Source organism: Kaistia sp. UC242_56, from assembly GCF_044452255.1.
GTDB lineage: Bacteria > Pseudomonadota > Alphaproteobacteria > Rhizobiales > Kaistiaceae > Kaistia > Kaistia defluvii_A.
Genome location: NZ_JBIOAN010000001.1, coordinates 39,622 through 55,913 on the forward strand (window position 1 = coordinate 39,622; position 16,292 = coordinate 55,913).

A 16,292-nucleotide genomic window follows, 5' to 3' on the forward strand; every position below is an offset into this window, starting at 1 on the left:
CTCAGGCGGCTGCGACGCTATCCTGCTCGGTGGTCTTCTTCGCGATGGCGCGCTTGAGCGTCAGGGCGCGATCGGACAGCTCGCTAGCGCTGGCCTTGGCCAGAAACGCGTCGAGACCGCCGCGGTGCTCGACCGAGCGCAGGCCGTAAGCCGAAACGCGCAGCTTGAAGCTGCGGCCGAGCGCGTCGCTGATCAGCGTCACGTTGACGAGGTTCGGCAGGTAGCGACGACGCGCCCTGTTGTTGGCATGGCTGACGGTGTTGCCGGTCATGACGGCCTTGCCGGTCAACTCGCAGACACGGGACATAACAGAAATCCTTCTTTTCCGCCGCAACGCGCCGGGCTCGGCATCCATCGCGACAGGGGTATCGGAAAGTGGGCCTTCTCATAGTGGCCGAAGCTTCGGTCGTCAAGCATTCAGCGCGCAATCCCTAGTGACGAAGACGGTGCAAATCACCTAGAATCGCGCGAAGTGATTTGGGGGCATCATCACGACCACGAAGCCGAAGCCGGACTCAGGGATGAGAACCGGCTTTGGGCCGCTCCTCCGACGGAACAATTCCCATGCAATCGCTCCGCCTCTTCCGTGCCCTTGTCCTGCCGCTCCTCGTGGCCGCCGCACCCGTGGCGTCGGTTGCGCCGTCGGCTGTCGCCGCGCCCGCGCAGCAGCAGGCCGGCAAGGTCGACGCGGAATATAACATCCTGCTCGGCGGGCTGACCATCGGCCGTTTCGCGCTCGATACGGTTTTTGACGACAAGGGCTACACGATCACGGCGCGCGGTTCGACCAGCGGCGTCAGCCGCTTCGTCTCCGACGGCAAGGGTTTCCTGAAGAGCAGCGGCCGCATCGTCGGCTCGCGCGTCCTGCCCGCCGCCTACATGCTCGACACTAGCGAAAACGGCCGCCGAAACTCTACCGTATCGATGCAGATGAACAGCGGCACCATCGTCAATGTCGCCGCCATGCCGCCGCTGGCCAAGAAGGCGGACCGCGTTCCCCTGCTGCCGCAGCACAAACGCAACATCTTCGACCCGCTGAGCGCGATGATCGTGCCGATGGTCAAGGGCAACCTCGCGGCGGCCTGCAACCGCACGGTTCCGGTGTTCGACGGCTGGCAGCGCTTCGACGTCAAGCTCTACTATAAGGGCACCGCCGAGGTGGACGGCCAGAACGGCTCCTACAAAGGCTCGGTCGTCGTCTGCGGCGCCCGCTACGTCCCGGTCGCCGGCCACCGGCCGACGCGCGAGGCGATCGAATATATGGAAAACAACAAGGCGCTCGAAGTCTGGCTGGCCCCGGTCGAGAGCCTCGGCGTGATGATGCCCTTCCGGATGCAGATCGGCACCGAGGTCGGCATGCTGACCATCCACGCCTCCCGATTCGTCGGCGAAGCCGAGACGCGGCGCGCCGCGGCGCAATAGCCGGCGGTCCAGCGCGAGGTCCTGTGCGGGCTTCGAGACGGCCCTGCGGGCCTCCTCAGCCTGTTGCGGATTTTGCTGTTGAAGCAGAGGGCCCCTAGAGATCGGGTTCGCTTGGGTTGGGTTTCGTCTCCGCCTCGGTTTCGGCTTGGAAGCCGAGCGTAACGGTCGAACTCCCTCGGCACTCGGCCTTGCTGCCCAATCTCCCATCTCAACATCCTGAGGAGGCCCGAAGGGCTGTCTCGAAGGACGCACACTGCGGATGCAGCCCCGCCCGCATGAGTCCATCCCCAAGCAAGACCCTCACCCCACCCTCTCCCGCAAGCGGGCGAGGGCTTTTGGGCCGGCGGTCTTCATCGAGGGCGAGGCGACAGCCATAGACGCAGGGAGCCTGCGACAGCCACGGGCGCCGGGAGCCTGCGACGGCCACGGGCGCGGGCGCGCCTGCGACGGCCACGGGCGCGGGCGAGCCCCTCGCCCGCTTGCGGGAGAGGGTTGGGGTGAGGGGCTTCCTTCCCGCAACCCGCTCCAATGCCATCGCGCTGTCACGATCGATATCGTCCGCCCGACCGGACCCAGATGCCGCCTGTCCCGAATTGCGACACCCCGCCTGACACCCGTTAACGCGCGCCCGCCGGGAAGCCGGGATCCCACGGATAACATCCAGACGCCCGCCGACAGCGCACCCTGCCCATGGGGTCCGCCCCCACGCGCGACACCATCGCTAGCCGGCACGAATCCGGAACGGCGATTCGCCAGCGATTCGTCCATGCTCCGTTCCGGATTCGGTCGAATCCTTAACGCGGCCCGGCCCGGCAGCCTTAACGGAATTCATCTCCCGCTAACCACGCTGCGACCGCCCGGACCGGCAAACGTTAACGACGCGAGGCCTTTTGCGGCCTTTCGGGGCAAACCTGCGGCACTATTTCGTGGCGCCGGCGTTGGAGCGGCACATATATGGTGGTGAACAGAACGCGATTTCCGGGGAGTCAGCGATTCGGACCTCGTTTGTTCCAGTAAGGTTCTAGAACTTAACCGGCGCCGCTCGCGGCACGGCCTGAAAGCGCTTCTCTGTTTCGACATGATACAGGGGCATGCTCGGTAGCGTTGATCTGGAAGTGAGACTGCCCGCGATATGAATGAACGGACGAGACCACCAGGCGCCGGAGCGGGCGGGCGCAATGTCACTGCCGTTCTGGGGCCCACCAATACCGGCAAGACCCATCTGGCGATCGAGCGGATGCTGGCGCATTCCTCGGGAATCATCGGCCTGCCGCTGCGCCTGCTGGCGCGCGAGGTCTATGGCCGGATCGTGGCCCGGGTCGGCGCGGAATCGGTGGCGCTGATCACGGGCGAGGAAAAGATCGTCCCGCCCAATCCGCGCTTTCGCGTCTGCACGGTCGAGGCCCTGCCCTCGCATACCGACGTTTCCTTCGTCGCCATCGACGAAATCCAGCTCGCCGCCGATCTCGATCGCGGCCATGTCTTCACCGATCGGCTGCTGAACCTGCGCGGTCGCGACGAGACGCTGCTGCTGGGCGCCGCCACCATGCGCGGCATCCTGGAAAAGCTTCTGCCGGGCATCGAGATCGTCACCCGTCCGCGCATGTCGATGCTGACCTATGCCGGCTCGAAGAAGATCACCCGCCTGCCCCGCCGTTCGGCCGTCGTCGCCTTCTCGGCCGACGAGGTTTATGCGGTCGCCGAACTGATTCGCCGGCAACGCGGTGGCGCTGCGGTGGTTCTCGGATCGCTCAGCCCGCGCACCCGAAACGCCCAGGTCGAACTTTATCAGTCGGGCGATGTCGATTTTCTCGTCGCCACTGATGCGATCGGCATGGGCCTCAATCTCGACGTCGACCATGTCGCCTTCGCGCAGGAGCGCAAGTTCGACGGCTTCCAGTATCGCCGGCTGACGGCGGCCGAGCTCGGCCAGATCGCCGGCCGCGCCGGACGCCACACGCGCGACGGCACCTTCGGCGTCACCGGCCAGGTCGATCCCTTCGAGGACGAGCTGATCGAGGCGCTGGAAAGCCACCACTTCATGTCGGTGCGCACGTTGCAATGGCGCAATCGTGCGCTCGATTTCCGCTCGATCGATACGCTTCGCGCCAGTCTGGACCGTCCGCCGGGCCATGAAGGCCTGTCCAAGGCGCCGCCCTCCGAGGACGTCACGGTGCTGGAAATCCTGGCCCGCGATCCGGGCATCCGGGGCCTGGCCGATCGGCGCGAGCGGCTCGAACTGCTCTGGGATATTTGCCAGACGCCTGATTATCGACGCATTGCACCGGCTAATCATGCCGAGCTGGTCGGCGATATTTTCACCTTCGTCGCCCGCGATGGCGCGGTCCCGGACGACTGGTTTCAGCGTCAGGTCGCCTTTGCAGATCGCACAGATGGCGATATCGATACGCTCGCCAACCGCATTGCGCACATTCGGACATGGACCTTTGCGGCAAACCGGCCTAACTGGCTTAAGGATCCTCGCCATTGGCAGGAGCGCACGCGCGCTATAGAGGATCGTCTTTCCGATGCGCTCCACGAAAGGCTCACTCAGCGTTTCGTGGATCGGCGCACAAGTGTACTGATGAAGCGGCTCAGAGAAAACGCCATGCTCGAAGCAGAAATCACGACCTCCGGCGATGTGCTGGTCGAGGGACAGCATGTCGGAAGCCTGCAGGGTTTCCGCTTCACGCCAGATCCCCAGGCAGACGGACCGGACGCCAAAGCGATCGGGGCGATTGCCCAGAAGGCGCTTGCCGGCGAAATCGAACGCCGTGCCGAGAAGATCGGCAATGCGCCCAATCCCGAATTCGTGCTGTCGACCGACGGTACGCTGCGCTGGCTCGGCGCGCCGGTGGCAAGGATCGTCGCGACCGACGATGCCCTGCGCCCGCGCCTGATCCTGCTGGCGGATGAAGGCCTGACGGGCCCGGCCCGCGAGCGCGTGCAGGACCGCGTCGATATCTGGCTGAAGAGCCATATCGAGACGCTGCTGAAGCCGCTGTTCGAGCTTCTGGCCGGCGTCGAGCTTTCGGCGCCCGCCCGCGGCATCGCCTTCCGCATCGTCGAAGGCCAGGGCGTGCTGGAGCGCTCGGAGATCGCCGAGGAGATCAAGGCGCTCGACCAGGAGGCCCGCTCGGGCCTGCGCAAGCTCGGCGTGCGCTTCGGCGCCTATCACATCTACGTCCCGGCCCTGCTGAAGCCCGCCCCGAGCGCGCTGAACGCCATGCTCTGGGCGCTGAAGAACCACGGCCTCGACGCACCGGGCCTGGCGGAGCTGCCGCAGCTTTCGGCAACCGGCCGCACCACGGTGCCGGTCGACCCGACCTTCGCCCGGCCGCTCTACAAGGTCGTGGGCTATCGCATCGCCGGTAACCGCGCCGTGCGCATCGACATCCTCGAGCGCCTGGCCGACATCATCCGTCCGCTGATCGCCTGGAAGCCGACCTCCGACAATCTGGTGCCGCCGGAAGGCGCCGTCGACGGCAATGGCTTCACCATCACCGTGTCGATGACCTCGCTTCTGGGCTGCTCCGGCGAAGACTTTGCCGGCGTGCTGAAGTCGCTCGGCTATCGTCTCGACCGCCGCCCGGCGCCGCCCAAGGCCCCGGTCGCGGAAGCAGCACCGGCCGTAACCGCCGTTTCGGAAGAGACGACGGAAACCGTCACCGAGACGGCGACCGACGCTCCCGCCGAAGTCGAGGCACCCGCTGCCGAGACCGTCGCTTCGGAAGAGGCGGTGGAAACCGTCGTGACCGAGACCACGACCGAGGAAACCGTCACCGAAACCGGCGAGACCGACACGACCCCGGTCGTCGAGGCACCGTCGCTCGAGACCAGCGATGGCGAGCCGGCGGAAGCCGAAGCCGCCGTGCCGGCCGAGCCGGAAATGATCGACGTCTGGCGTCCCGGCCGTTTCGACCGCCGTCCGCAGCAGCGCGACAACCGCCGTGACCGTCGCCCCAACCATGGCGCGTCGTCGCCGGCCGAAGGCGCTGCCGGCGAGGCGAAGCCGGAAGGCCGCGACGGCCGTGGCCGTCAGGCCGAGGGCGAGCGCGACGGACGCCGCCAGGGTGGCCGCCCGCAGCAGCCGCGTGGTCCGCGTCCCGAGCGCGGCGCTGGCGATCGTCCGCAGGGCGAGCGCGAGGGCCGTCGCAACGACCGTCCCGGCAACGACCACCGCAACAAGGGCGGCGATCATCGCCAGGGCCAGAACGCGCCGCAGCCGCGCCGCGAGGAACCCCGGCGCGAGCGTCCGATCGACCCGAATTCGCCCTTCGCGGCCCTGGCGGCTCTCAAGGCCGACCTCGAAGCCAAGAAGCGCGGTGGCTAAGCGAGACGCGGAGCGGCGATGAGCGAGGAAACCGGACGCCAGCGTATCGACAAATGGCTCTGGTTTGCCCGCTTCGCGAAAAGCCGATCGATCGCCCAGAAGCTGGTGATGGGCGGCAAGGTCCGGGTCAACCGCGACAAGATTGACGCGTCGAGCCGCCTGGTGCGGCCCGGCGACGTCCTGACCCTCTCGCTGGAGCGGCAGATCCGTGTCGTCAAGATCCTCGACCCCGGCACGCGCCGGGGTCCCGCCCCCGAGGCGCAGCGCCTTTACGAGGACCTGACGCCGCCGGCGATCCTGACGGAGCCGGTCATCCGGGGCGGCCCGAGGCCGACAAAACGCGATCGACGGGTGCTCGATGCGTTCCATTCCGCCTCCTCCGGAGACGAAGGCGAGAATTTTCCAAATGACGACGAAGATTGAGGAAATTCATTCAGCCTGACCTTGGCGATGCGGCATCCGCGATCCTTGCGCCGCCCCGCTAAAGCGTTTACCCAGACGACGCCGGCGAGCTTGGAGCGTGCTTGCCCGAGGAGACGATCTTGCCCTATGTCGTGACGGACAATTGCATCAAGTGCAAATTCACGGATTGCGTCGAAGTATGTCCCGTGGACTGCTTCTACGAGGGCGAAAACATGCTCGTCATCCATCCGGATGAGTGCATCGATTGCGGCGTCTGCGAGCCGGAATGCCCAGCCGAGGCGATCAAGCCGGATACCGAGCCGGGCCTCGAAAAGTGGCTGAAGCTCAACGCCGAATATGCCGAGAAGTGGCCGAACATCACCGTGCGCAAGGATGCGCCGGCGGATGCCGCGGACTTCGACGGCGTCGCGAACAAGCTCGAGACCTACTTCTCCGCCGCTCCCGGCGAAGGCGACTGAGCCGGCTCTGCCGCCGCCTTCCTGCCGACGCCTGGCCCAGGACGAAGCCGCTGTCGAGGTGCGCCCGCGCACCGCGACGGCAATGCTTTGATTTTTGGGTATTTTGTGATATATATACAAATACAGTCGGTAACCACTTACGGCGTCACCGCACCTTTCTGGTGTTTCGTTCGTGAACAACCCTCAACATTGAAGCGAGAAGTCGTCCTGCCGCGACATTAAGGCGCGCTGGCGATGGATCGTCGTCGATGTTGGGTTGCGCGCGTGCGGATCCCCGGATCGGGACGAGCGTTTTCCGGATCGGCTGACAGTGGAAGAGCGAACCTGACCGGGTCGCCTCCGGAACATGTTGTTCCGGGACCGGTCCGGAACCGCGATAGCCATGGATGAGACGGGTTTCGTCAAAATCCGGCCTTTGGCTTGGCGAGCCGGGCCCGCCAATTTAACGGAGTTAATACGCGTATGGCCACCCTCAAGAAGACCACTCTGCGTTCCGATTTCAAGACCGGCGAACATATCGTCTATCCGGCGCATGGCGTCGGCGAGATCGTCGGGATCGAAGAACAGGAAGTGGCCGGCATCAAGCTTGAGCTCTTCGTTATTGCATTCGAGAAGGACAAGATGAAACTGCGCGTACCGGTCGCCAAAGCGGCGACGGTCGGCATGCGCAAGCTTTCGGATGCAACGACCGTCAAGAAGGCCCTCGAAACCATCCGTGGCCGCGCCCGCGTCAAGCGCACCATGTGGAGCCGTCGCGCCCAGGAATATGAAGCGAAGATCAATTCCGGCGATCTGATCCAGATCTCGGAAGTCGTCCGCGACCTGTTCCGCTCGGATACCCAGCCCGAACAGTCCTACAGCGAGCGCCAGCTCTATGAGGCGGCCCTCGACCGCATGTCGCGCGAAATCGCGGCGGTGAGCGAGATTTCCGAGACCGAAGCGGTCCGCCAGATCGAGCAGAACCTTGCCAAGAGCCCGAAGCGCGGCGGCAAGGCCGATGAAGAAGCTGTTGCCGAAGTCGAAGGCGACGACGAGAAGCACGACGAAGCCGCATAATTCCGGCGCATCGTCTTTCCCTAAAAAACGCCCGGCTCTGCCGGGCGTTTTTTTATGCCCGCATCGTGCCGGCCGCCCTGCGACGCTCTGCCGCCATCACAAGCTTCTGCCAGGTCCATCACACCAATGTGCGTCGCCTTTTCGGAACTGGGGCGTAGGGTTGCTGTTGTTCAAACGTGGGGCGCACGAAATTCCAAACACAGGAGCGGGTCGCATGGGCACATCGGCGATCTCTGGGCGGCAGTTCGTCAAGGCGGCGATGCAGGCCCCTTATCTGGAACGGGATGAGGAAAAGAATCTCGCCATTCGCTGGCGCGATATCAAGGATCAGAACGCTCTGCACCGCCTTGCCGCCTCGCATATGCGGCTTGTCATCGCCATCGCGGCGCGGTTCCGCCATTTCGGCCTGCCCATGAGCGACCTGATCCAGGAAGGCCATGTCGGGTTGCTGGAGGCGGCCGCCCGGTTCGAGCCGGACCGCGACGTCCGCTTCTCGACCTATGCCACCTGGTGGATCCGCGCCTCCATCCAGGACTATATCCTGCGCAACTGGTCGATCGTTCGCGGCGGCACCAGCTCGACCCAGAAGGCCCTGTTCTTCAACCTGCGCCGGCTGCGCGCCAAGCTCTCGCAAGGCTCGGTGCCGATCCCCAATCAGCAGATCTACCAGCAGATCGCCATTGCCGTCGGCGTCTCGACCAATGACGTGGCGATGATGGATGCGCGCCTCTCGGGCGCCGACACCTCGCTGAACGCGCCGATCTACGACACGGAATCGTCCGCCTCCGACCGGCAGGATTTTCTGGTCGACGATACGCCGCTGCCCGACCAGATGGTGGGCGACGTCATCGACAGCGAGCGGCGGGTGACCTGGCTGCACGATGCGATGGCGGTGCTTTCCGACCGCGAAGTCCGGATCCTGCGCGAGCGCCGGCTGCGCGAGGAAGGCGCCACGCTGGAGTCGCTCGGCGAGACGCTCGGGATCTCCAAGGAGCGCGTCCGCCAGATCGAAAGCCGGGCCATCGAAAAGCTCAAGGCCGCCCTGCTGCGCGACCATCCCGACCGGGCGAGCTTTGTCTGACGGAAGGCACGGAGGAAGGGTGCCTGCGGCACTGGCGTCCCCCTCCGTCATTCCTGCGAAAGCAGGAATGCATGGCCGGCTGGATGCTGCCCCCGTAAGTGCACCACCGGTGGACCTCGCGGCTGAATGGATCCCGGCTCGGAGGCCGGGATGACGGCGAGCGTGGGGTAGGGCCGTGCAACCACGCGACAAGCCCTTACCTCTCCCTGAGGGAGAGGTCGGCCCGAAGGGCCGGGTGAGGGTTTAGGGAACCATCCAGATAGGCTCCCTGCTGCCCACCCGCTCCCCCGTCATTCCTGCGAAAGCAGGAATCCATGGTTGGGCGGGGTGATACCCCAGTCCACACGCCCCCGATCCACATCACGGCTGAACGGATCCCGGCTCGGAGGCCGGGATGACGGCGGGCATGGGGCTGGGGCGGGGATCTAACTGCGACGCAGTCCGGAATGCCAATCTGGCTCCCAACATCCTGAGGAGGCTTGCGAAGCAAGCCGTCTCGAAGACGCAGGGCAGACGGGCAGGCTTCACTGCCAAAGTTCAAGAGGGCTATGGCCGGACGCACTCTGCGTGCTTCGAGACGGCCCTTCGGGCCGCCTCAGCATGTTGAGGTTGGAGCTTACGCGGGCCCCCCTCTAGCAAGCTCCCCCGGGCCCTCCCCCCAATGAAACTACGCCGTCCAGACTTCCGGGCGCGCCTCGCCGGTGCCCAGCTCGGCCAGCAGTTCCTCGATCACGGTGACCACCAGCTTGTGGTCCTCCGCCTGCGGCAGGCCGGAGACGGTCGCGGTGCCGACCATGCCGACATTCCGGACCATTATCGGGAAGGCGCCGCCATGCGGGTAGTATTTCAACGGGTCGACCAGCTGCGCGGTAGCGAAATCGACGCCCTTCACCCGCGCCTTCTGGCCCATATAGAACGAGGAATGGCCGTAGCGGCGCACGACCGCCGTCTTGCCGGCGACCCAGAACTCGTTGTCGGCCGAGGTGCCTTCGAGCGCGCAATAGAACAGCCGCTGCTCGCCTCGCGAAATCTCGACAACAATGGAGAGATTGTCCTGGCGCGCGCGCTCGATGATGCGCGTGCCGAGCGTGATCGCCGTGTCATTGTCGAAACGGTCGAAGACCAGCCGCTTTTCCTGGTCGAGAAGTTCCTGCAACAGGGCTTCGTCGCTCATTCGTTCCCCCTCCGTGATATCCTGATCATCGCGCAGCCGCAGCGCCCGCCGCAAGGGCCGGCCGATCGAAGGTCGCGGCAATGCGCCCCTCCGCCATGCGCGCCGCGCGGTCGCACATATGGCCGATCACGTCCGGGTCATGGCTGACCAGCACGAAGGTCATGCCGAAGCGCGCCTTGAGCGTGACAAGCAGGTTCAGGATCTCGGCCTGCACCGACATGTCGAGCGCCGAGGTCGGCTCGTCGAGCAGCAGCAGTTTGGGCCGCAGCAGCAGCGCGCGGGCAATCGCGATGCGCTGTCGCTGGCCGCCGGAAAGCTGATGCGGATAGCGCGCGGCGACGTCCGGCCCGAAGCCGACCTCGGCCAGCGCCTCGGCGACGCGCTTGTCCGGATTGTCGAGCCCGTTGACGACGAGCGGCTCGCGCAGGGCCCGGCCGATCTTGTGGCGCGGATGCAGCGAGGCATAGGGATCCTGGAACACCATCTGCACCTGCTGGCGCAGCTTGCCGGTGAAGCGGCGGCGCGGCGGCACAGCCTGGCCAAGCAGCGCCATCGAGCCATGCCAGTCGCGGTTTAGCCCGGCGATGACGCGCAGCAAAGTGGATTTGCCGCAGCCGGACGGCCCGAGCAGGCCGAAGGTTTCGCCTGCCTCGATCGTCAGGGTGATGCCGCGCAGGATATGACGGCCGACATCCTGGTCCCGGAAGGTGACGTTGAGATCGCTGATATCGACAAGGCTCATGCGCCCGCCCCCAGGCTGACGCGGTCGAGCGTCGGCAGCAGCGTGCCGAACGTTTCGGGCGAAGGCCGGCACGCCCACAGCGTCTTCGTATAGGGATGTTCCGAGTTCGCCAGCTCGGACGCCGGCAGGCGATCGACGATGTCGCCGCGATACATGACCAGCGCCCGGTCGCAGAAGCGCGCCACCTGGTCGAGATCATGGCTGATCAGAATCAGGCCCATCTGCCGCTCGTCGACGAGCTTCAGCATCAAATCGAGCGCCTGGTCGCGCAGGTCGCGGTCGAGTGCCGAGGTCGGCTCGTCGGCGATCAGCAGGCGCGGCTCGGCGATCAGCGTCGCCGCCAGCATGACGCGCTGGCCCATGCCGCCGGAAAGCTGGTGCGGATAGGCGTGATAGGCGCGCAGCGGATCCGGCAGGCCGACAGCCTCCAGCATGGCGAGCGCCCGCTCGCGCCGCTCGGCCTTCTTGGCGGCGGTATGCAGCTTCAGGGGTTCCTCGACCTGGCGGCCGATGCTCATCACCGGATCGAGCGCAAATTTAGGATCCTGCAGCACCAAACCGATCTTCGAGCCGCGCCAATGCTTCCATTGCCGGGGCGACAACGCGGTCAGATCCTCGCCGTCCAGCGTCAGCCGGTCAGCGGTGACGCGGCCGGGTTTTGCCACCAGCCCGATCAGCGCGCGCGCCGTCATCGATTTGCCCGAGCCGGATTCGCCCACCAGGCCCAGCTTTTCAGCGCCCATGGCAAAGGAGATGCCGTGCACGACCTCGACCGGGCCGCGATCGGACGGGAAGCGAACCGAGAGCTTTTCGACATTCAGCAGGGTCGGATCAGCCATTGCGCGGGTCCATCAGGTCACGGAGCCCATCGCTCAGCAGGTTGAAGGCGAAGCTGGTGAGCAGGATCGCGGCGCCGGGCGTCGCCGCTACCCACCACTGGTCGAAGATCACCTGCGTGCCCTCGGCGACCATGGCGCCCCATTCGGGCGTCGGCGGACGCACGCCAAGGCCGAGAAAGCCAAGGCCTGCGGCGATCAGGATGATCCCGCCAAGGTCGAGCGCCATGCGCACGATCGCGCCCGGCAGCACGAGCGGCAGCACATGGCCGAACAGCAGGCGCGGGCCGGTGATGCCCATCATCTCGGCGGCGGCGAGATAGTCGCTCTTGCGCAGCGCCACCGTCTCCGACCGCGTCTGCCGCGCATAGGCGGGCCAGGCCGTCAAGGCCAGGGCCAGGGCGCCATTGACGAGACCGGCGCCGAGCACGGCGACGAAGGCGAGCGCCAGCACCAGCTTGGGAAAGGCCATGGCGATGTCGGTGATGCGCATCAGGATGCGCTCGACCATGCCGCCATAGAAGCCGGCGACGATGCCGATGGCGATGCCGAGCGGCGTCGTCAGCAGGATGACGATGGCGAGCAACATGAGCGTCGGCCGGGTGCCGTAGATCAAGCGGGACAGCAGGTCGCGGCCAAAGCCGTCCGTGCCGAACCAGTGCGCCGCAGATGGCGGGATCAGACGGTTGGCGACGTCCTGCGCGATCGGGTCATAGGGCGCGAGAAGCGGCGCGAACACCGCCACCAGCAGGATCAGCACCACCAGCGCGGCGCCGATCGCGGCGGTGGGCGAGCGGCGGGCGAATTTCGCCAGCGACAGACGGTTGGGAGCGACCGCGACGGTCAAGGGCAGATTGGTCATGACAGCCTCGGGTCGACGATGCGGGCGAGAATGTCGGTGATCGCGTTGACGATCACGAAGCAGACGCCGATGACCAGCGTGCCGCCGAGCACGGCCGGCATGTCGGAGGCGAAGATCGCCGTCGTCATGTAGCGACCAAGGCCCGGCCAGCCGAACACGGTCTCGGTCAGCACCGCGCCTTCGAGCAGCGTCGCATAGGCGAGCGCGATCACCGTCAGCACGGTTCCGGCGACATTGGGCAGCAGATGGGTCAGCATCAGGCGAACCTCGCCGACGCCCTTGGCGCGCGCCGCCACGGCGTATTCCTTGCCGAGTTCGCCGAGCAGGCTCGCCCGCGTCAGCCGCGAGATCGAGGCGAGCGAATGAATGGCGAGCACGCTGGCCGGCAGCACGAGATGCGACAGCGTATCGAGGAACGAGCCCTCCTCGCCCCAGAGCGCCGTATCGATCAGGTAAAAGCCGGTCACCGGCGTGATCGTATAGGCGTAGATGTCGCTGAGACGGCCTGGGCCGGCGGCCCAGTGCAGGCGGGCATAGAACAGCAGCAGGAACAGAAGGCCGAGCCAGAAGATCGGCACGGAATAGCCGATCAGCGAGATTATCCGGACGATGCCGTCGATCAACCCGCGCGGCCTGAGCGCCGCGAGGACGCCGAGCGCCACGCCGATCAGCGCGCCGAAGAGGATGGCGACGGTGGCGAGCTCCAGCGTCGCCGGGAAGACGCGGACGATATCGCCGAAGACGGGCTGGTTGGTCGACCAGGAGGTGCCGAGATTGCCCGTCAGCACATTGCCGACATAGGCGGCGAAGCGCTGCGGCAGCGGGTCATCGAGGCCGAGCGTCTGGCGCGCCGCCTGATAGGTCGCCTCGGTCGCCTTGTCGCCGGCCAGATGCAGCGCCGGATCGGCCGGCGAAAGCTCGGCCAGCGCGAAGGTGACGACCATCAGGCCAAGCAGGGTTATCGCCAGGGTCACCAGCCAATTGGCGACGCCCGCGAGAAACGAAAGTCCCCGCCGGCCGCGAGGCCGACGGGGAAGAAGCTCAGGGGCCGCGAGGCGGCCGCCGGTATCTGTCAATTACTTCTCGACCCCTGCGAAATAGACCTGGTCCGCGTTGAGGCCCTGGACGAAGCCCTTGACGTTGTCGCGCAGCACGATCTGGTTGTTCGGCTGCATGAGGATGACGAAGGGCGACTTCTGCTGAACCTCAAGCTGAATAGCCTTATAGTCCGCCGCGCGCTTGTCCGCATCCTGTTCTTCGACGGCAGCCTGGGTCTTCTCGGAAAGTTCCGGAATGCTCCAGCCATAGCGCCAGGCAACGGTCTTGGTGCCGTCATCGCGATTGAGCGCGAAGGCGCTGGCGTTGGAATGCGGGTCGAAATAGTCCGGGATCCAGAAGGCCAGCGCCGCCTCGTGGCCCTGCGAGCGGAGCGTCGAGTAGAACTGGCTGGCGACGGCGGGCTCGATTTCCAGCTTGATGCCGGCCTGCGCGAAGGTCGCCTGCAGCGCCTGGGCGATGTCGGTATAGGGCGGCTGGTTGATCACGGAAAGCTTGACAGTCAGGCCCTTGTCGAGCCCGGCGGCCTTCAGGATGCCCTTGGCCTTCTCGACGTCCAGCTTGAACGGCGTGTCGTCGAGCGAACCGGCAAAGCCCTTCGGAATGAAAGCCTGGTGGACGTTGGACTGGCCCTTGAGCAGGTTCTTGGCGATGCCTTCGTAATCGACGAGCCAGCGCGCGGCTTCCCAGAGCGCCGGGTTCTTGGTGTCGGGATTGGTCTTGCTGGCGGCATTGAAGCCCAGGAAATCGACCTCGGCCGAAGGCGCCGACAGCACCTCGATGCCGGGCTTGCCGGTCAGGGCTGCGATCTGGTCGGCGCCGATGTCGCGGGCGATATCGGCATCGCCCTGCTCGATCAGCAGGCGGCGCGCCGAGGGATCGGCGACATTCTTGAAGATGATGCCCTTGAGCTTGGGCGCGCCGGTCGGCGAGGTCGCATTGGCGTCGAGTACGAGCGCCTCATGCGGCTGGTAGGCGCGGATCTTGAACGGGCCGGAGCCGGCCGAAGCCGTGTGCAGCCAGGCATTGCCGAAATCGCCATCCTTGGCGTGCGCCTCGACTTCCTTCTGGTCGACGATCGACGCGACCGGCGCGGAAAGGATCGACAGCGCGAAGGACGGGCCGACCTTGGCGGGCCAGGAGACCTTGACGTGGCTATCGTCGACCTTGGTCAGGAAGGTGTCGACATTATCGGCCGACCAGCCGAGTTCGTTCAGGATGAACACCGGCGACTTGCCGAGCTTCACCGCGCGCGACAGCGAATAGATCACGTCATCGGCGCGGACCGGATTGCCGGACGAGAAGGTGGCGCCGTCGCGGATCTTGAAGGTGATCGCATTGCCTTCCGGCGCCACGACCCAGCTCTCTGCCAGCACCGGATCGAGCTTGGTCGGCTCGGTCTGGTTCGACTGCACCAGCCGCTGATACAGGCTGTTGAAGGACTGCACCGAGGTCAGCTCGAACCCCTCGGCCGGGTCGAGGCTGACGATGTCATCGATCGCCTGGGCGACGATCAGCAGGTCCTTGGGCGTGGCGGCCATGGCGGCCGGCGCTCCGAACAGGCCCCCCAGCGCAATCGCGCCGGCCAGCGCCGTCGCGGAAAGGAAACGCATGGTCATGCGGAATTCTCCATCACAGTCGGGGAGCCTTCGACCGGCCCTGCCCGCTTGCCGGCATGGAACCATTCCCCGGGGGGCTTCGCAACGGCGACGATTGCGCGATTTGATCAGATGGTGAAAAAAACAGTCGACAACCGGCCGGGATACGCGCGTTCAGTGCTTGTCCCAAACGCCTTCGTGCAAAGCGGCCGCCTCCTCGACCAGCAGCGGCCCGATCACCTGGATCGGCCGCTGGCCGGCATCGAACACGACGCGGCAGGGCAGATCGAGCGTCGGATTCTCGGAATGGTCGCCGGTGATCGCCTTCATCTCGTGCTCGCCCAGGCCATAGACGACACGGCCGATACCGGCCCAGTAGGCCGCGCCGGCACACATCGCGCAGGGCTCGGCCGACGTGTACATCGAGCAGCCGCGCAGGAAGCCCGGTTCATAGGCCTTCGAGGCCCGGGTCATCAGCACGCGCTCGGCATGGCCGGTCATGTCGTGATCCGGCTGGAAGGCGTTTTCCTGCTCCATCAGCACGCTGCCATCCGGCCCGACCAGGATCGCGCCGAAAGGATGCGAGCCGTTTTGCAGCGATCGCCGCGCCACGTCGAAGGCGAGGCGAAGGTAGTGCTCGTGATCGAGCGCCGGCAGGGGCGAGGCTTGGGTCAGCGAGGTCATGCGGCTTGGCTCCCGGCGTGAGGATCCCGAAGCTTCGCAAATTCGGGGCCTTCCGGACAGGGGCCGGAGCCTGTCTTCACGGGATCGCGTTATGGTGACGCGAACCCGTATCCCCTTTGATCGAAACGCTCTAGCCGTTGACCACGGCGGCGCCGCTGCGCAGCGTATTCGACACCGTGCAGATCGTTTCGGCCGCCTCGACGAGATGCGCCTTCTTGGCCGCGTCCAGCGGGCCTTCGATCGTCACCGTGGTGACGAAGCGCTCGACCCGCGACGGCTCGTCATGCGCCTTTTCCGGGATCACCCTGGCGCTGACCTGCTCGATCTCGTCGAGCCAGCCTTCCCGCCGCGCCGCGATCTGCACGCTGAGCACGATGCAGGCGGAAAGCGAGGCGCTCATCAGGTCGAGCGGGTTGAAGCCCTCGGCCGAGGGCCGCGTCACGACCGAAAGCTGGCCGCCGGTTTCGCTGGTGACTTCCGGCAGGCCATCGCGGCTGGCGGTAGCGGTGGCGCCGATGGCGCGGGTTCGGATCGTGGCGTTCATTCTGTACCCTCGAAGGACGGGCC

At 65.9% G+C, this 16,292-nt stretch carries 15 protein-coding genes; 6 read left to right on the forward strand and 9 right to left on the reverse strand.

All coding sequences use genetic code 11. From position 1 onward, the window contains the following. Position 1 precedes the first annotated feature (1 nt). Positions 2-307: a 50S ribosomal protein L28 gene (rpmB, locus tag ACHMWQ_RS00180; RefSeq protein WP_354554459.1), complete on the reverse strand. Its 306-nt coding sequence runs from the start codon at positions 305-307 to the stop codon at positions 2-4. Between the two features lie 257 nt (positions 308-564). Between rpmB and ACHMWQ_RS00185 the strand changes: the two genes are divergently transcribed. From ACHMWQ_RS00185 to ACHMWQ_RS00210, 6 genes are all read left to right on the forward strand, one after another. Next, on the forward strand, positions 565-1,422 hold the full coding sequence (locus ACHMWQ_RS00185) for a DUF3108 domain-containing protein (RefSeq protein WP_396305926.1): 858 nt from the start codon (positions 565-567) through the stop codon (positions 1,420-1,422). Between the two features lie 1,132 nt (positions 1,423-2,554). Then, positions 2,555-5,755, forward strand: coding sequence for a helicase-related protein (locus ACHMWQ_RS00190; protein WP_396305927.1), 3,201 nt, complete (start codon positions 2,555-2,557; stop codon positions 5,753-5,755). Between the two features lie 18 nt (positions 5,756-5,773). Then, positions 5,774-6,178: an RNA-binding S4 domain-containing protein gene (locus ACHMWQ_RS00195; RefSeq protein WP_396305928.1), complete on the forward strand. Its 405-nt coding sequence runs from the start codon at positions 5,774-5,776 to the stop codon at positions 6,176-6,178. A 119-nt stretch (positions 6,179-6,297) separates the two neighbouring features. After that, positions 6,298-6,636 (forward strand): ferredoxin FdxA, encoded by a 339-nt coding sequence (gene fdxA, locus ACHMWQ_RS00200; protein ID WP_396306311.1) that lies wholly within the window; start codon positions 6,298-6,300, stop codon positions 6,634-6,636. 462 nt (positions 6,637-7,098) lie between these two features. After that, on the forward strand, positions 7,099-7,692 hold the full coding sequence (locus ACHMWQ_RS00205) for a CarD family transcriptional regulator (protein WP_354554452.1): 594 nt from the start codon (positions 7,099-7,101) through the stop codon (positions 7,690-7,692). A 214-nt stretch (positions 7,693-7,906) separates the two neighbouring features. Next, entirely contained in the window at positions 7,907-8,773 is an 867-nt protein-coding gene (locus ACHMWQ_RS00210) for an RNA polymerase factor sigma-32 (protein ID WP_396305929.1), read from the forward strand. Positions 8,774-9,440: 667 nt separating this feature from the next. Here ACHMWQ_RS00210 and ACHMWQ_RS00215 read toward each other — a convergent pair. From ACHMWQ_RS00215 to ACHMWQ_RS00250, 8 genes are all read right to left on the reverse strand, one after another. Next, the gene (locus ACHMWQ_RS00215) at positions 9,441-9,947 is read right to left on the reverse strand and encodes a heme-degrading domain-containing protein (RefSeq protein ID WP_396305930.1); all 507 of its coding nucleotides are present in this window, start codon (positions 9,945-9,947) and stop codon (positions 9,441-9,443) included. A 25-nt stretch (positions 9,948-9,972) separates the two neighbouring features. Beyond that, positions 9,973-10,689 (reverse strand): ABC transporter ATP-binding protein, encoded by a 717-nt coding sequence (locus ACHMWQ_RS00220; RefSeq protein ID WP_396305931.1) that lies wholly within the window; start codon positions 10,687-10,689, stop codon positions 9,973-9,975. Then, complete coding sequence (locus tag ACHMWQ_RS00225) at positions 10,686-11,528, reverse strand: ABC transporter ATP-binding protein (protein WP_396305932.1); 843 nt, start codon at positions 11,526-11,528, stop codon at positions 10,686-10,688. The genes ACHMWQ_RS00220 and ACHMWQ_RS00225 overlap by 4 nt, the downstream gene beginning before the upstream one ends. Further along, on the reverse strand, positions 11,521-12,387 hold the full coding sequence (locus ACHMWQ_RS00230; RefSeq protein WP_396305933.1) for an ABC transporter permease: 867 nt from the start codon (positions 12,385-12,387) through the stop codon (positions 11,521-11,523). The genes ACHMWQ_RS00225 and ACHMWQ_RS00230 overlap by 8 nt, the downstream gene beginning before the upstream one ends. Then, positions 12,384-13,463: an ABC transporter permease gene (locus ACHMWQ_RS00235; RefSeq protein ID WP_396305934.1), complete on the reverse strand. Its 1,080-nt coding sequence runs from the start codon at positions 13,461-13,463 to the stop codon at positions 12,384-12,386. The genes ACHMWQ_RS00230 and ACHMWQ_RS00235 overlap by 4 nt, the downstream gene beginning before the upstream one ends. Beyond that, on the reverse strand, positions 13,464-15,062 hold the full coding sequence (locus ACHMWQ_RS00240; protein WP_396305935.1) for an ABC transporter substrate-binding protein: 1,599 nt from the start codon (positions 15,060-15,062) through the stop codon (positions 13,464-13,466). A gap of 153 nt (positions 15,063-15,215) precedes the next feature. Next, positions 15,216-15,725, reverse strand: coding sequence for a nucleoside deaminase (locus ACHMWQ_RS00245; protein ID WP_396305936.1), 510 nt, complete (start codon positions 15,723-15,725; stop codon positions 15,216-15,218). A 130-nt stretch (positions 15,726-15,855) separates the two neighbouring features. Continuing rightward, positions 15,856-16,269, reverse strand: a complete 414-nt coding sequence (locus ACHMWQ_RS00250; RefSeq protein ID WP_396305937.1) for an OsmC family protein — start codon at positions 16,267-16,269, stop codon at positions 15,856-15,858. Positions 16,270-16,292 lie beyond the last annotated feature (23 nt).

Bases quoted from the DNA above. Each gene is read 5' to 3' on its own strand.
- rpmB (WP_354554459.1), bottom strand. From the start codon at position 307: ATGTCCCGTGTCTGCGAGTTGACCGGCAAGGCCGTCATGACCGGCAAC.
- ACHMWQ_RS00185 (WP_396305926.1), top strand. From the start codon at position 565: ATGCAATCGCTCCGCCTCTTCCGTGCCCTTGTCCTGCCGCTCCTCGTG.
- ACHMWQ_RS00190 (WP_396305927.1), top strand. From the start codon at position 2,555: ATGAATGAACGGACGAGACCACCAGGCGCCGGAGCGGGCGGGCGCAAT.
- ACHMWQ_RS00195 (WP_396305928.1), top strand. From the start codon at position 5,774: ATGAGCGAGGAAACCGGACGCCAGCGTATCGACAAATGGCTCTGGTTT.
- ACHMWQ_RS00205 (WP_354554452.1), top strand. From the start codon at position 7,099: ATGGCCACCCTCAAGAAGACCACTCTGCGTTCCGATTTCAAGACCGGC.
- ACHMWQ_RS00210 (WP_396305929.1), top strand. From the start codon at position 7,907: ATGGGCACATCGGCGATCTCTGGGCGGCAGTTCGTCAAGGCGGCGATG.
- ACHMWQ_RS00215 (WP_396305930.1), bottom strand. From the start codon at position 9,947: ATGAGCGACGAAGCCCTGTTGCAGGAACTTCTCGACCAGGAAAAGCGG.
- ACHMWQ_RS00220 (WP_396305931.1), bottom strand. From the start codon at position 10,689: ATGAGCCTTGTCGATATCAGCGATCTCAACGTCACCTTCCGGGACCAG.
- ACHMWQ_RS00225 (WP_396305932.1), bottom strand. From the start codon at position 11,528: ATGGCTGATCCGACCCTGCTGAATGTCGAAAAGCTCTCGGTTCGCTTC.
- ACHMWQ_RS00230 (WP_396305933.1), bottom strand. From the start codon at position 12,387: ATGACCAATCTGCCCTTGACCGTCGCGGTCGCTCCCAACCGTCTGTCG.
- ACHMWQ_RS00240 (WP_396305935.1), bottom strand. From the start codon at position 15,062: ATGACCATGCGTTTCCTTTCCGCGACGGCGCTGGCCGGCGCGATTGCG.
- ACHMWQ_RS00245 (WP_396305936.1), bottom strand. From the start codon at position 15,725: ATGACCTCGCTGACCCAAGCCTCGCCCCTGCCGGCGCTCGATCACGAG.
- ACHMWQ_RS00250 (WP_396305937.1), bottom strand. From the start codon at position 16,269: ATGAACGCCACGATCCGAACCCGCGCCATCGGCGCCACCGCTACCGCC.